The 15,908-nt window shown below is 44.0% G+C and carries 13 protein-coding genes; 7 read left to right on the top strand and 6 right to left on the bottom strand.

The genetic code is table 11. The features are described 5' to 3' along the window. Window positions 1–12: 12 nt before the first annotated feature. From B9T26_RS02035 to B9T26_RS02055, 5 genes are all read left to right on the top strand, one after another. Window positions 13–2,010 (top strand): acetyl/propionyl/methylcrotonyl-CoA carboxylase subunit alpha, encoded by a 1,998-nt coding sequence (locus tag B9T26_RS02035; protein WP_086198146.1) that lies wholly within the window; start codon window positions 13–15, stop codon window positions 2,008–2,010. Further along, on the top strand, window positions 2,007–2,909 hold the full coding sequence (locus B9T26_RS02040; protein WP_086198147.1) for a hydroxymethylglutaryl-CoA lyase: 903 nt from the start codon (window positions 2,007–2,009) through the stop codon (window positions 2,907–2,909). Before B9T26_RS02035 ends, B9T26_RS02040 begins: the two co-directional genes overlap by 4 nt. Window positions 2,910–2,991: 82 nt before the next feature. Continuing rightward, window positions 2,992–3,699 (top strand): CoA transferase subunit A, encoded by a 708-nt coding sequence (locus B9T26_RS02045; protein ID WP_086198148.1) that lies wholly within the window; start codon window positions 2,992–2,994, stop codon window positions 3,697–3,699. Beyond that, entirely contained in the window at window positions 3,700–4,329 is a 630-nt protein-coding gene (locus B9T26_RS02050) for a CoA transferase subunit B (RefSeq protein WP_086198149.1), read from the top strand. It abuts the gene before it with no gap. A 132-nt stretch (window positions 4,330–4,461) separates the two neighbouring features. Next, window positions 4,462–5,871 (top strand): short-chain fatty acid transporter, encoded by a 1,410-nt coding sequence (locus B9T26_RS02055; RefSeq protein WP_086198150.1) that lies wholly within the window; start codon window positions 4,462–4,464, stop codon window positions 5,869–5,871. Between the two features lie 65 nt (window positions 5,872–5,936). Here the strand turns inward: B9T26_RS02055 and B9T26_RS02060 are convergent, their stop codons facing one another. The 3 genes from B9T26_RS02060 to B9T26_RS02070 are packed head-to-tail and all read right to left on the bottom strand — an operon-like array spanning window position 5,937 to window position 9,586. Further along, complete coding sequence (locus B9T26_RS02060) at window positions 5,937–7,415, bottom strand: sulfite reductase subunit alpha (protein ID WP_086198151.1); 1,479 nt, start codon at window positions 7,413–7,415, stop codon at window positions 5,937–5,939. 13 nt (window positions 7,416–7,428) lie between these two features. Beyond that, window positions 7,429–8,019 (bottom strand): PepSY-associated TM helix domain-containing protein, encoded by a 591-nt coding sequence (locus tag B9T26_RS02065; protein ID WP_086198152.1) that lies wholly within the window; start codon window positions 8,017–8,019, stop codon window positions 7,429–7,431. A gap of 10 nt (window positions 8,020–8,029) precedes the next feature. After that, a complete protein-coding gene (locus B9T26_RS02070; protein ID WP_086198153.1) occupies window positions 8,030–9,586 on the bottom strand; it encodes a DUF2271 domain-containing protein in 1,557 nt (518 codons plus the stop codon). A 105-nt stretch (window positions 9,587–9,691) separates the two neighbouring features. On the opposite strand from B9T26_RS02070, the gene B9T26_RS02075 reads away from it, so the two are divergent. Beyond that, window positions 9,692–10,582 carry a DUF4198 domain-containing protein gene (locus B9T26_RS02075; RefSeq protein ID WP_086198154.1) on the top strand — a complete coding sequence of 297 codons (891 nt, stop codon included), beginning with the start codon at window positions 9,692–9,694 and terminating at the stop codon, window positions 10,580–10,582. Window positions 10,583–10,673: 91 nt separating this feature from the next. On the opposite strand, the gene B9T26_RS02080 is transcribed toward B9T26_RS02075, so the two are convergent. From B9T26_RS02080 to B9T26_RS02090, 3 genes are all read right to left on the bottom strand, one after another. Further along, window positions 10,674–11,981, bottom strand: a complete 1,308-nt coding sequence (locus B9T26_RS02080; protein WP_086198155.1) for a DcaP family trimeric outer membrane transporter — start codon at window positions 11,979–11,981, stop codon at window positions 10,674–10,676. A gap of 84 nt (window positions 11,982–12,065) precedes the next feature. After that, the gene (locus B9T26_RS02085; protein ID WP_086198272.1) at window positions 12,066–13,445 is read right to left on the bottom strand and encodes an MFS transporter; all 1,380 of its coding nucleotides are present in this window, start codon (window positions 13,443–13,445) and stop codon (window positions 12,066–12,068) included. 322 nt (window positions 13,446–13,767) lie between these two features. Then, window positions 13,768–14,682 carry a LysR family transcriptional regulator gene (locus B9T26_RS02090; RefSeq protein ID WP_086198156.1) on the bottom strand — a complete coding sequence of 305 codons (915 nt, stop codon included), beginning with the start codon at window positions 14,680–14,682 and terminating at the stop codon, window positions 13,768–13,770. A gap of 115 nt (window positions 14,683–14,797) precedes the next feature. Here B9T26_RS02090 and B9T26_RS02095 point away from each other — a divergent pair, with 115 nt between their 5' ends. Further along, window positions 14,798–15,907 carry a muconate/chloromuconate family cycloisomerase gene (locus B9T26_RS02095; protein ID WP_086198157.1) on the top strand — a complete coding sequence of 370 codons (1,110 nt, stop codon included), beginning with the start codon at window positions 14,798–14,800 and terminating at the stop codon, window positions 15,905–15,907. The last annotated feature ends 1 nt before the right edge of the window (window position 15,908 follow it).

Here is a 15,908-nt window from a genome sequence, read left to right on the forward strand (position 1 = left end):
AAGGATCATACAATGTTTGAAAAAATCTTAATTGCCAATCGTGGTGAAATTGCCTGCCGTGTGATTCGTAGCGCAAAAAAACTGGGAATCGCAACGGTGGCGGTCTATTCCGATGCCGATGCACAATCACAACACGTGAAACTTGCCGATGAAGCCATTTATATTGGTGAATCCCCGGCAGCACAAAGTTATTTACAGATTGATCGTATTATTCAAGCCGCGGTAAAAACTGGTGCACAAGCCATTCACCCAGGTTATGGTTTCTTGTCGGAAAATGACCAGTTTGCCGAAGCCTGCCAAGCCAACAACATCAATTTTATTGGTCCACCGGTCGCCGCCATTTTGGCCATGGGTTTAAAAGCCACCTCTAAAGCCTTGATGGAAAAAGCTGGTGTGCCTTTAACCCCGGGCTATCACGGCAGCAATCAGGATGCTGAATTTTTAAAACAACAGGCTGATGGCATTGGCTATCCTGTGCTGATTAAAGCCAGTGCCGGTGGCGGTGGTAAAGGCATGCGTCTGGTTGAACGCAGTGAAGATTTCCTGAGTTCACTGGCATCTTGTAAAAGCGAAGCTAAATCCAGCTTTGGCAATGATGAAGTCTTGATTGAACGCTATGTGATTAATCCGCGTCATATTGAAGTACAGGTATTTGGCGACTCACACGGCAACTATGTGCATTTATTTGAACGCGATTGTTCAGTACAGCGTCGTCATCAAAAAGTGCTTGAAGAAGCGCCAGCACCGTTGGTTTCACAAGACAAACTCGATGCTATGCGCCAAGCCGCGATTGATGCCGCGCGTGCGGTCGATTATGTCGGTGCCGGCACGGTTGAATTTATTGTCGAGCAAGACGGTACCGCGTATTTCATGGAAATGAATACCCGTCTACAAGTTGAACATCCGGTCACTGAAATGATCACGGGTGTTGATCTGGTGGAATGGCAGTTGCGTGTAGCCTTTGGTGAGCCATTACCGAAACAGCAAGATCAGTTAAAAATTCACGGCCACGCCATTGAAGCGCGCGTCTATGCCGAGGAACCGGAAAAAGGCTTTATTCCTGCAATTGGTCAAATTAGCTATCTGCATTACCCTGAACAAAATCAGCATGTTCGTGTCGACAGCGGCATTGTTCAAGGCGATGAAATCAGCAGCTATTATGATCCGATGATTGCCAAACTGATTGTCTGGGGCGAAAACCGTGAAGCTGCTTTATTGCAAATGCACCATGCCTTAGGTCAGTTCCATGTCGATGGTTTGGGCAACAATATCGCTTTCCTGGACCGCATCATTCGCTGTGATTCATTTAAAAGTGCCAAACTGGATACCAACCTGATCCAGCGTGAAGATGAATTTTTATTTAAAAATATTCAATCTTTAGCCCCTGAATTGATCGTGGCAACGGCACTGACCGAATTATTATTACGTTTTAGCAAAAATAAACCGGCAAGCAATCCGGTCTGGCAAAGTGAAACGCTATGGCGCGTGAATATCAGCCCAAGCTATGCCATTAAATTAAAGTTGGATGCGACCCTTGTTCAAGTCAATTTAAGTGCTGAAAAAGAAGGTTTTGTGGCTGAATATCAAGGTGAAAAATTCCATATTTCCGGACAGCTTTTAAATAATAATAATACTGCACATTTCAATATTAACGGCAAACAGGACAAAATTGCATTTAGCCAAAATGCACATGGCCTCACCATTTTCAAAAATGGTCAAAGCCATAAGTTTAGTTATCTGAATCAAAAATTTAGTTCTGATGATGCACAAAGTACTGAAGGCAATTTAAAAGCACCAATGCCAGGCGTAATTACTCAAGTTCTGGTTGCTGCTAACGATCAGGTAAAAAAAGACGATGTGCTGATGACGCTTGAAGCCATGAAAATGGAATATTCAATTCGTGCACCACATGACGGTATTGTTGCAGCTTCCTATTTCCAGGCCGGTGACCAAGTCAAAGCCGGTGATGAACTGGTGGAATTTCAGGCCTTGACGGAGGAAGTCGCATGACTGATTTCGTCAAAATCGTTGAAGTTGGGCCACGCGATGGCCTGCAAAATGAAAAGACGCCCCTCACTCTGGATGACCGCAAAAACCTGATTCTGGATTTAATGAAAACCGGTTTGCAGGCAATTGAAGTAGGTTCCTGTGTTTCGGCGAAATGGGTGCCACAAATGGCAGACAGTGATGCACTTTTTGCCCAATTGCCGCAAGATCCCAATATCCAGTTCAGCTTGCTAACCCCGAATTTAAAAGGTTTTGAATCTGCACTGGCAGTTGGCTGTAAAGAGGTTGCGGTGTTTACCGCAGCTTCTGAAAGTTTTACCCGCAAGAACATCAACTGTTCCATTGACGAAAGCTTTGAAAAGTTTGCCGATGTCATGGCAGCTGCCAAAGCCAATAACATCAAAGTTCGCGGTTATGTCTCTTGTATGGTGGATTGTCCCTATGAAGGTGCCATTGATCCGCTTCAAGTCACCAAAGTCAGTAAACGCTTACTGGATATGGGCTGCTATGAAGTGTCCTTAGGAGAAACCATTGGTACTGCCACTCCCGATCGGGTGAAAAAGGTCTGGGATGCTTGCCTTGCCGAATTGGACAGTCAGGTTCTAGCCGGGCATTTTCATAATACCTACGGCATGGCGATTGCCAATATCTATCAATCGCTTAATCAAGGCATTCGGGTGTTTGATTCTTCGATTGCCGGTTTGGGCGGCTGCCCCTATGCCAAAGGTGCTTCGGGCAATGTGGCTACGGAAGATTTGTATTACTTATTGTCTAAGATGGGTTTTGAAACCGGCATCAACTTGGATGCCTTAATGCAGGCTAGCCGTAACATCAGTCAGGTGTTAAAGCGCAATAATCCATCAAACTATGCCAATGCCTATTGGCAAACCCGGTGTGCCTGACACAAAGCGGCGATTTTTAAACTGATAAAAAAATTAAAGTTGGTCATACCCAGGACTGACCAGGAATAACAAGAGGGATTAAATGCCAAATAAAGTTTATGAAAGTGCACAAGCGGCCTTACAAGATATTGTCAAAGACGGTCAAACCTTAGCAGTCGGTGGTTTCGGTTTATGTGGTATTCCGGAAGCGTTAATTGCGGCCCTCAAAGACACTGGTGCCAAACAGCTGACCTGTATTTCCAACAATGCCGGTGTGGATGGTTTTGGTTTGGGTCTTTTGCTGGAAACCAAACAAATCAAAAAAATGATTTCATCTTATGTGGGTGAAAATAAAGAATTTGAACGTCAATATTTAAACGGCGAACTGGAAGTCGAACTGACCCCGCAAGGTACATTGGCTGAAAAATTACGTGCTGGCGGTGCCGGTATTCCGGCCTTTTTTACCCAGACCGGTGTCGGCACTTTAATTGCTGAAGGTAAAGAAGTTCGTGAATTTGATGGCAAGGAATATATTCTGGAAAATTCCTTAACTGCCGATATTGCCTTGGTCAAAGCCTATAAAGCCGATAAAGCCGGCAATCTGATTTTCCGTAAAACCGCACAAAACTTCAATCCTGTCTGTGCCATGGCCGGCAAAATCAGCATTGCTGAAGTGGAAGAAATTGTCGAAATTGGCGATTTGGATCCAGATGAAATTCACCTTCCCGGAATTTATATTAACCGGATTATTTTAAATCCCCATCCTGAAAAACGCATCGAACAAATGACATTAAAAGCGGAGGCGGTATAAATGGCTTGGACGCGTAATGAAATGGCACAGCGTGCCGCTTTGGAACTGGAAGATGGGTTCTATGTCAATTTAGGCATTGGCTTGCCGACATTGGTGGCAAACTACATTCCTGAAAATATGGATGTCTGGTTACAGTCGGAAAATGGCCTGCTCGGGATTGGTGAATTTCCAACTCAGGAAACGGTCGATGCCGACCTGATCAATGCCGGCAAACAAACCGTCACGGCTCGTAAAGGTGCGGCTTTTTTCTCCAGCGCTGACTCTTTTGCCATGATTCGTGGCGGTCATGTCAACATTGCCATTTTGGGTGCCATGGAAGTTTCCCAAACCGGTGATTTGGCCAACTGGATGATTCCGGGTAAAAAAGTCAAAGGCATGGGTGGAGCCATGGACTTGGTCGCAGGTGTACAAAAAGTGGTGGTGTTGATGGAACACTGCGCCAAAGATGGCACGCCAAAAATTGTACAGCAATGTGCCCTGCCACTGACCGGTAAGGGCGTGGTACACCGGATTATCAGTGATTTGGGGGTGCTCGATATTACCGCTGAGGGTGTCAAACTGGTGGAACTGGCGAAAGATGTCAGCTTTGAAGAGATTCAAAAAGTCACTGGGGTAAAACTGCTTCAGTAATGCTGTGTTGATGGAATCTTCTATTCTCCTGCTCCCCTTAAAGCTGACTAAAGTTTTAAGGGGAAATCATTTCTGGCATGGATTTGCCTGCTTTAAAACAAGAGTTTCAACTATAACAAGGAAATGAAAAGTATGGATAACTCGCAAAATATCTTGCAACGCTTTGCCCTGAAAGTCAGTGACTGGTCAGAAAAATGGTTTCCCGACTCCTACATCTTTGCACTTTTAGGCGTAGTCATTGTGGCGATTGCAGCCATCGGTATAGGCGCACCTGTGCAAGATGTGGCCATTTCATTCGGTAACGGATTCTGGAGCCTGATTCCGTTTACTATGCAAATGTGTATGTTGATCGTGGTCGGCTATGTGGTTTCCGTATCCAAACCGGTAGAACTACTGATTCAAAAAATGGCACAGATTCCGACTTCCGGCCGTAAGGCCATTGTGATGGTGGCCACCGTCAGTTTATGTATTTCTTTAATTAACTGGGCCATGAGCACAGTGTTGACCGCTCTTTTAGTCATTGCCCTAGCAAAACGTAAAGAGCTGAATATGGACTATCGTGCTGCCGCGGCAGCTGCCATTATTGGCATGGGCGCGACTTGGGCACTGGGCATCAGTTCATCCGCTGCGCAATTACAGGCCAATAAAGCCAGTTTGCCTGAGCCGATTTACAACTTAACTGGCGTGATTCCTTTTACTGAAACCATCTTCTTGCCACAGTCAATGATCATGACTGGCGTACTGATTATTGCCTCGATCGCGATTGCCTTCTGGTCCGCGCCGAAAGGCAATAGCATTAAAACCCTGGACGACTTTCCCATCCAGTTTGAAGATGAAAAGAAAGACGTTCAGCTCAGTAAACGACCAGGAGACTGGCTGGAAAATTCTCCCGTTTTGAGTATTCTGATTGTCGCGTTAGGTCTGATCTGGATGTTCAACGAATTTACCAAAAGCAATCCGATTATCGCGATCTCCAGCCTGAACACCTATAACTTTATCTTCTTAATGCTCGGAATTGCCTTGCATGGCACACCCCGAAATTTCTTAAATGCCGTGTCCAAAGCCGTACCTGCGGTATCCGGTGTGCTGATTCAATTTCCGTTGTATGGCAGTATTGCTTTCATTATGACCAGTGCCATGAATGCACAAGACTTGTCCCTGTCGCACTATATTGCGGAATTTTTTGTCTCGATTGCCTCTAAAGAAACCTTTGCCATTGTGATGGGTATTTATTCAGCCATTCTCGGTTTCTTTATTCCCTCTGGTGGCGGGAAATGGATTATTGAAGCGCCGTATGTGATGCAGGCAGCACATGATTTAAAAGTCCATTTAGGCTGGTCAGTGCAAATTTATAATGCTGCTGAGGCACTTCCAAACCTGATCAATCCTTTCTTTATGTTACCAATGCTAGGCATCTTAAAACTCAAAGCCAAAGATGTGATTGGCTTTACCGTGACCCAGCTGGTTTTCCATGTTCCTTTGGTCTTATTCTTATTATGGATCCTGGGTCGAACTTTAACTTATATGCCGCCTACTTTTTAACGATAAACTAATGAACTAAGGGCATGTAAACATGCCCTTTTTTATGCTGAGTTTAATGCGACAACTTAATAGACATCCCGCTGGTAACGCCCTTCAAGTTTCAGCTGTGCTAATTGTTCAGCACCTAAAAGACTTAACAGGGTTTGCTCCACTTCTTGTGCCATGCCTTTTAAACTGCCACAAACATATATGGCGGCGCCCGCATCAATCCAGCTTAAAAGCTGTGCCGATTTTTGCTGCAAGATATGCTGAACATAGATTTTTTCCGCCTGATCACGGGAAAATGCATAATCCACTTCAGGCAGAAAACCCTGCGCTTGCCACAGTTGAATCTGGTCTTTATAAAGATGGTCGAACTGCTGTTGTCGTTCACCAAAAATCAGCCAGTTTTGCGGCTCATTCCATTGCTGTCTTTGTACCAGATGAGCCACCAAGCCTGCAATACCGGTACCATTGCCAATTAAAATTAAAGGCTGATGCGAGGCTTTTAAATGAAAAGATGGATGAGAACGAATTCTGGCCAGAATGTTCTGTTCCAACGTTGCATATTCCGTTAACCAACCCGAGCCTAAACCTAGACCAGTCGCGGTTATTTCCTGTCTAACCACCAATTCAACGTTTCCTTGTTCAGGGATGCTGGCGATAGAATATTCACGCATAGCCAAATTATCAAAACGTTGAATCCAATCTTTAAAAGACTCATTCAGCAACTGTTCAGGAACTTGTCTTAAATTCTTAAACTGCAATGCCACTAGTAAATCTTCATTCACTGTTGGTTGCTGAGCTTGTAAAAATACCTGTATATCTTCAAGCCGATTACCACATTGAACTTCAAGAATATCGCCTGATGACCAAGTTGTACTTTCTGCATAAGACAGTTGAATTTGATAAATCGGATTGCCCTGGCTACCCGTATTTAAGCACACCCGATTTTTTAAAATAAATGGCTGCCAATTCTGTTCTGGTTCAACAACTGTGAACTGTTGTTTTGTGATCTGTTCTAAACTTTGTGTCCAGAGATTCAAATCTGCCCGCTTCAAGTGATCGACACAGACCATGTCAAACAAAGCTTTCGCATGATGCTGCTGCAAGTATTGATTTATAACCTGTCCAAATTGGCAAAAATGCGTATAGCGTTTATCGCCTAAAGCTAAAATGGCATACGACTGATGTGAAAGGTCTAAAGAAGAATCGCTAAAGATGGTTTTTATCGCCAGTCGTGCCGTATCAGGCGCATCGCCTTCCCCATAAGTACTCACAAACCACAAAACTTTATTGGCTGCTCGCAATTGTTCAACCGTCAAGTATTGAATATCAACGACGCTCATGCTTTGCCCGATGCGTTCCAACTGTTGCGCCGTCTGCCGGGCATAATGTTCTGCCTGACCGGACTGCGTCGCGAAAACAATCAGATCATCATTTTGGCCCAATACCGCCTTTGGTTTGTGCTGATGATTAATCAGAATCAGATAAGCGATCCATATCGCATAAAGCAACAGTAAAATGACCAATGCAATTAAAACTATAGCAACAGAATATGTCATGAAATGATCTTTCCTATACCGCAGACCAGATCAGTAAAATAATCATTGCCAGGCTGACTGCCGTCAGCACAAGATGGGTGACCAAACGGGTTTTAATGCTTAGAAATAGAATATAACCAGCCAAGGACAACACAATATAAATAATCGCGCTGATATCAATCAGCCAGCTCCACGCCAGACCTGAATTTTTACCCCGGTGCAAATCATTCAGCAGCGACACTGTAGAAGCCGGCTTTTGGGTGATTTCAGTTTCACCGGTATCGGCCATGACCCAAATATCGGTCGCACCGGCCGGGCTTTCCAGGCGAATCATCACCTCATTGTCCATCACTTCGCTGCTTTGATAACGGCCCACCAGATTGTGCTGTTGACGGACGAAATTCAAAATCGTATCGCTTGGGTTCTCGGTTTGCTTAATCGATTTTAGAACCGACTCAGGTAAAATCAGTTTAGTGGTTTCTTCTGTTTTGGCAGGTTCAAACCATTCAGGATGATTCAGCAAAAGACCGGTCACAGAAAAAAATAACAAAGTGATAAAGGCAAAAGCTGAAAGCCAGCCATGCAGATAGCGCGCATGGCGGTAAAAATCACGACGTTGATACACGTATTTAGCCTTAGTTCACTTTCTGGAAATTAAGTTTAACTGCGCCAATTTCTTTTTGTGCAGCCAAGGTCTGGTTTGAAGCTTTGGCTTTTACATCCAGGTCAAAGGTTTGATAAGAATGATCGCCGTGTTCGCGTGAGGTTTCAATATGAATCAGATATTTACCTGCTGCGACTGGCTTACCTGTTTCATCTTTACCATCCCAGGCCAACTTGTAATGACCCGGTTGACGTGAAGGCTTGGCCACTGCATCCAGATTGGGCATTTGACGGCCATAACGGCGATACCAGACATAGTTGGAGTTGATCCATTTTTCATCTTTGCCCCACACTGCCAAGGTACGCACAATTTTTTTATTGGCATCGGTGACCCAAACTGAAACATACGGCGCACGGTATTTTTCAACATCAATTTTAGGAATAGTCAAATCAACAATGGCTTGATAACCCGCTGGCCATTTTGCAGAAGACTGGCTGGCCACGGTACGCATTTCTGCATTTTGTGGTGTTTGCACCAGACTGTTCCAGCCAGAAGTTTGATGCACATCACCATTGCTTAAAGTCAACTTCGCTTCATAACCAATTAAAGCTTCAATCAGCTCCAAACCTTCTGAAGGTGTCATTGCAGCCAAGGCTGTCGCCAAAGCATCGGCATCTGCTGCACATTGACCGACTACAACACATTGTTCAACTTGCTGTAGAGGCATGCCTGTTTTCGGATCAAGCAGATGGCTTTGTCCGGCAAGGGTACGGTAACCTTGGCCACTTACGGCAATGGCTTGATCATTTAAATTCAGCAGCTGTTGTGGCGCAGTGTTATCGGTATTCACAAATGCATTCTGCACACCAACTTTCCAGCCCTGTTGTTGCGGTGCATTACCCCAAACCCGGATGTCACCACCAATATCAACCAATAGACCTTCAATGCTTGGAACAGCTTCACGTGCTGCCACCAGCGCACGGTCAATAATATAACCTTTGGCATAGGCATCCGGTGCAAATTTCACTGCATCATCCATGGCAATACTGCGTTGTTCTGCATCCAGTTTTACGCTGTCTGCTTTTAACTGATTCAGTACCTGACTACGGGTGGCTTGATCCAGCTGAACCACACCTTGGGACTTTTCCCATAAAGTGATCAGTTGTCCTAAACGGGCATCAAAAGCACCACAGGTTTTATCACGCCAGTTTTCACAGGCTGCAATCACTTCAAACAGTTCAGCGGAGACATTGCCCTGCTTATTGTTATTTAAGGCAGTAATTTCACTGTCATCGCGCCAGATAGACAACAACTTATCCAAATGGCCAATTTCTTTCTGTATGGCATCTACAGCACGTTTGGCTTCTTGTTGAGATGCTCCTTGCACCACCACATCTAAAGAAGTTCCCAAGACATAGTCACGATGAAAACGATGAGTCTGGGTCGCGATCTGTTCGAATTGTTCTATTTTATCGCCAGGTTCAGCAGCATTGGCATGAAAAGGAGAAATCAGTGCCAGTGCCATGACCAGTGGCGAAAGACGAAAGGCTTTATGCAGCGGATAGAAATTTCTTGCAGCAGATGACATGCTGATTCTCCAGAATATTTTTTATGAATATTATTGATAATGATAGTAATTATCAAGTAGATTACACGCATTATATTAAATAAATCTTTACTGGAGTTCTTAACAATGAATAACTGGCTCAAAATTGCTTTACTGACCTCATTACCGGTCCTTTCTCATGCACACACCATGAGCCCTTTTTTACTGCCTGAAGTATTCGATACCAAGGCAGCATCTAATATCAGCTTCCAAAGTGCGATTACGGTCGAGAAATTTTTTGTCGCAGGAAATAATTTTAAAACCAGTTATGTCATTACCCAACCTGATGGCCAGCAAAAACCGGTCACCGCAGCAGCGACTTTAAAGCGTTTTAATATTGCAGAAGTCGATTTACCTACGGATGGCACTTACCGTATCCGTACTCAGGATGCCGTAGGGAATAGCGGCAAATATGCCTTGGTTGATGGCCGCTGGTTACGTGTGCGTCCAGTACGCGCAGGCATGCAAAATCCTGCACCTGCCAAAGCTGCTGAAACAGCAACGGCTCAAAAAGCACCCGCGCCGACCCAGCCACCACGTATGATTGCAGCAGACCAAGTGCCAGCAAATGCAAAAACACTTGAAGTGACCAATCACCTGATTGCTGAAAGCTATGTCACCAAAGGCAAACCATCTGCTATTCCTTTACCAAGCAAAAAAGGTTTTGAGTTTAAATTGTTGACTCACCCAAATGAGCTCTATGCCGGTGAATCACTCAAAGCTCAAGTGTTAATGAATGGTAAACCGGTACCGAATCTTGAAGTGGACGTATTTAAAGGTGCCAGCAGTTACGAGCCAAATGCCAAACGTGAACAGCCGCATGTCAAAACCAATGCCAAGGGTGAAGTCGAAATTAAATTCGAACAAGCCGGTATTTACTTAATGACTGCGTCTTATCCGGAAGCAAATCCTGATGCCACTAAAAAACCGGCAACAGATAACTTTACTTATGGCTTAACCGTTGAAGTGACTGAATAAAGTTTATAAATAGATAAAATCTAAACAATGATTCAGATCAAAAAGCCCCTATTTTAAAATAGGGGCTTTCTTAATGGGTCGCTATAAAAAATTAAAAGTTATAGATCGCAACAACATTCAGGCGGTTATCTTCACCGGTTTTGCTACCATTGGGTGCAGCAGCAAAAGCCTCACGCTCGCCATAAACGTATTCAAGACCAAAGCTTAAAGGTTTGGTTGGGCTATAAAAAACATTTGCCCAAGCTTGCCATAAATCTTTATTGGCTGCAGTCTTATTGGTTAAGGCATTAATATAATCTTGATTTTCATCAAAAGTCATATAGCCATAACCTACGGTGCCACGCAGTTTTTCATTAAACTGTTGGGTCAAACCTACAGTAACCGAATCAAATTCGCTCTGAACCAGGCCACCCTCTGCTTGTGCCACGACCCCGCTATTGCTATATGAAACAAAGCTGCTGTCGCCTTTGACATGATAGTAGTCTGCTTTTAAAGTCGTTCCGGGAATCACTTCATATTTAGCGCCTAAGCCCACACCCCATGCCATTTCTTCATTATTATTGACACGTTTTTCATGCCCCATGGCACGTGCACTGACATTAAAATTATTGGCAAATTGATGGTTTAAACGTGCAGTTAAAGCCGGTAAACGTTGCGTAATTGAAGCATTTTTCGGATCTTCAAGTGCCATAACCAGATTGGTTTTTGGCGTAAATTTGGTGGTATGACGCACCTGGGGAGTACGTTTCACAGACCCGCCTACATAAGCCAATGCGTCAACGGTTTCAGGCATATAATCTGGAACCGCAAAGTTTGACCAGGTTTGACCAATTAACCAGTCGGCATAAGTTAAGTAAGCATGACGGATACGCAAGTTATCAAAATTCGGCCCACCCAAGAAATCAACTTCAACCTTGCCTCCGACATCCCCCTGAGAGGTTGCGGTTTTAAAATCCATGCCTAAACGTGTCGCAGAAAGTGTCGATTTAAATTCATCGCTACGTTCTCCTGTGCCCTCAAGCGGTACCGTATTAATCTGGTTATAAAGTCGGGATGCAGCGCCACCTTCCGCCTGATAAGACGCATCAGCACGCACATTGCCATAAAAACTGACTTCTGCCCCACCCAGGCTCATGGCTAGACCTTTTTTATCTTTCGCTGGTTTTTTTTCAGTAGCTTGAATCGGTGAAGCTGAAACTTGGGCTTGATAAGACTTTATCTCCTCGCCTTGTTGCTTGGATTGTGTGGCGTATTGTTCGATTAAACTGCGCAGTTCTTTGACTTCTTTTCGCAGTTGTTCGACTTCAGTGGCCGATTGTGCATGGACTAAAGCTGTGCTGCTTAATCCTACAGCCAAGACTAAAGTTTTTAATTTAAAAAGATTGTTTTGAGTGTTCATCCTGACCTCTATCCCGTCAAATGAATGACGTGTTTCCATATATAAATAAAAAAGGTCGCCTGACATCCTGCAGGCGACCCGATTTTAGCTGGCTAAATTTTTAGCGGTATTGGTTTTATTCAGCATATTTGGCTGTGACTGCTGTTTTGCACCATCCACAGACGCTTTTAAATTCACCAGATAAATCGCAATGGCTGCAATAATTCCTGGAATCGCGATAGCCAAGAAGTTCATTTGGTGCGGTAATTCAAAGGTCAGTAAAGTGCCGGTCAAGACTGGCCCAACAATGGCACCAATTCGTCCAATTCCTGATGCCCAGCCCATACCTGTCGAACGAACTGCGGCTGGATAAAACTGTGCAACAAAGGTATAAAGCAGAATCTGTGAACCGATGGTTGCAGCACCAGCAATCGCAATCAGAATATACAGCACGGCTTGCGGGCTGTTAAAACCAAGCAGGATTAAAGCAATCGCACCCACAGTGAACATCGTGCTCAGTACCGGTTTTAAATGGAATTTATCTGCTAAAACTCCGCCACCAATTGCACCGATCATGCCGCCGATATTTAAGGCGAACAGGAACATCAGACTTGCACCCAATGAATAGCCGGCCTGAATCATCAATTTTGGCAACCAGCTGCCTAGCGCATAAACCATCAGCAGGCACATAAAGAAGGCTGCCCAAAACATTAAGGTACTGAACATGCGGCCTTGCTGAAATAAAGCGCGTAATGGTGCGTCATCACCCACAGTCGGTTCATTCAGAACAAACGCCGTTTGTGGGCCAATCTCTTGTTCAGGCGCAATTTTTTTCACAATGATACGGGTTTTTTCTGTTTCGCCCTTTTTGGTCAAAAACATCAATGATTCTGGAAGGTATTTCCAAATTAACGGCAAGGTAAATAACGGAATACTGGCGATATAGAACATGATTTTCCAGCCATAATCTGCCACCAGCCATGCACCTAACAAGGCAGAAGCCATACCGCCAATGGCATAACCACTAAACATAATGGCCACCAGGGTACTGCGAATACGTTTAGGGGCATATTCAGTCATCAGCGCCACCACGTTTGGCATGACCCCACCAATACCTAACCCTGCCAGGAAGCGTAAAATTCCAAATTCAGTCGGTGTGGTGGCAAATGCACCCATAAAAGTAAAGCCACTAAAAATAGCGATACAGATCATGATGGTCTTTTTACGGCCCAGTTTATCTGAGAGTGTTCCGAAACTCATGGCACCAAACATCATGCCGAATAATGCGGTACTGGCAAGCAGACCTGCCTGTACGGTGCTGAGTGCCCACTCTTGCATTAAAATCGGTAAAACGACGCCATAAATGACTAAATCATAACCGTCGAAAATAATAATCATTAAACACCAAATCAGGACTCCCCAATGAAAAGGGGTAAATTTGGCTTCATCCACTAAAGTGTTTATGTTCAGTTTATTGGTATTCACTTTGCGCTCCTGCATATGAATCTTTAGATTTGAGGCAACAATGCAGCAAAGTGTTTTTCTTGTCCAAAACCGATTACATATATATTCATACCTTAAAAGTTAGATTTGCGTTATTAAAAACGAAAACAATACCTTATAGATATCTAAAAACTGAATGCTGTTGGTTGTGACATTTTATTTTTTATTTCGAGCTTTATTTTCCTATAAAAAATATGCCTACTGATCAAATCTAAGCACTTGATCAGTAGGCATATTTCAGAAATCACGCTTTGATTTAGGAATGAGCATACGAATAATTGTATGCAAATCAGACCTCAACCGGTTAAATCACCGCACGGTCATAAACAATCGCTTCGAGGTCATAAACCTGATAAATACAATCAAATAATGAACGGATATCTTCACTTTCATCCATGCTGCGAATCGCCAGAAATATCGGGCTGACCGCAGCATCATCGAGTATCGGAATATAGTGCAAATGCGGTAACTGTATGGTTTTAGCGCTTTCCGGAACCACGCAAATGCCTTCACCTGCGGCAACCAGACCCAAAGCCAGCTGAATTTCGCGAACTTCTTTGAGACTTTTAGGATCGAGACCATATTCTGAAAAAAGTGATCGCACCTGGGTGGAAAAATTAGGTTTGGGATGACTTGGATATAAAAACAGGTTCTCATCCACAATGTCGGTCAGAAAAACGCCCTTCTTTTGCGTGGCAAGTGGATGACTGGAATGCACCGCGACCATTAAAGGCTCTTCACGTAAAAGCACCCGTCTCACTGCAGGATCAGAAATTCGTAGCCGACCAAAGCCTACATCTATACGCCCTTCTTTAAGGGCTTGAATCTGATCTTTGGTGCTCATTTCAATCAGTTCAATTTTTAAATGCGGTTGCTGCTGACGGAATAAATAGACAATTTTCGGCAGTAAACCATATAGCAGCGAACCGACAAAACCCATGGTTACGGTTTTTTCGACCATTCCCACCCGCTGGGTCATGGCTTTAATTTCTTCTGCATTAGACAAAAGTTTAACCGCATGCTGATAAAAGAATTGACCGGCTTCAGTGGTTAATAATGGTCGGCTACCTCGCTCAAAAAGCTGGATTCCCAGCTCTGCTTCAAGGTTCTGTATCTGTCGGCTTAAAGGTGGTTGAGCAATAAACAGTTTTTCCGCCGCCTTGGTGAAACTCTGCTCTTCTACGACGGCCACAAAGTAGCGTAAATGTCTCAGTTCCATGATATTCCATACCTTTAAAGCATAATAAAATGCAAAATTGATCTTAGACAGTGTTTATCTATTCTTTTAAGGTATATCACAAGAGATACACAAAGCAAGATTGAGAAGCTCAAAGATGTATAAATCCATAGAAACGTTGCTGGTGGAAATTCCAACCATTCGCCCACACAAGATGGCGGTGGCGACGATGCAAACCCAAACATTAGTGTTGGTGAAAGTCACGACTGAAGATGGTTTTACCGGTTGGGGTGAAGCGACCACTATTGGCGGCTTGGGCTATGGGGAAGAAAGTCCTGAAAGTATTAAAACCAATATTGAGACTTATTTTGCACCGTTATTAAAAAGCCTTACCGGTCTAAATATCGCTCAAACGATTAAAACCCTTAAACGCAATATCAATGGTAACCGTTTTGCTAAATGTGCCATTCAAACTGCATTACTGGATATTCAGGCACAACGCTTAGGTTTGCCGTTAAGTGAAATCCTCGGTGGCCGTCTGCGTGATAGCGTGCCGGTACTTTGGGTGCTTGCTTCAGGTAATACTGAGAAAGACATTGCCGAAGCGAAAAAAATGATTGAGCTGAAACGTCATAACGTATTCAAGCTCAAAATTGGTTCACGTCCTGTTGAAGACGATGTTGCCCATGTTTTAGCAATCAAGAAAGCTTTGGGTTCAGACATCTCGATTCGTGTCGATGTCAATCGTGCCTGGTCAGAACTTGAAGCGGTTAAAGGCATTCAGTTATTGCAGGATGGCGGTGTCGACCTGATTGAACAACCGTGTGCGATTGAAAATCTGGATGCAATGCAGCGTTTAACCCGTCGCTTCGATATTGCCATTATGGCGGATGAATCATTATACGGTCCGCAGAGTGCTTATCAGATTGCACGTAACAACGGTGCATCAGTGTTTGCAGTAAAGATTGCCCAGTCAGGTGGTCTGATTGAAGGTTGTGAAGTTGGAAAAATTGCCAGACTTGCAGGCATTGACCTGTACGGTGGCACCATGCTTGAAGGACCGGTCGGTACGATTGCTTCAGCGCATGTGTTTTCTACTTTTGAAAGCCTGGCCTACGGCACAGAGTTATTTGGTCCACTGCTACTGACCGAAGAAATTTTAAAAACACCGCTTCAATATCAAAACTATGAGTTGGTTTTACCGACTGCACCCGGTTTAGGTATCGAACTGGATTTAGACAAAATTGACAACTTACGTCGTCAGTAAT

The sequence above is a fragment of the Acinetobacter sp. ANC 4169 genome, assembly GCF_002135355.1.
Lineage (GTDB): Bacteria > Pseudomonadota > Gammaproteobacteria > Pseudomonadales > Moraxellaceae > Acinetobacter.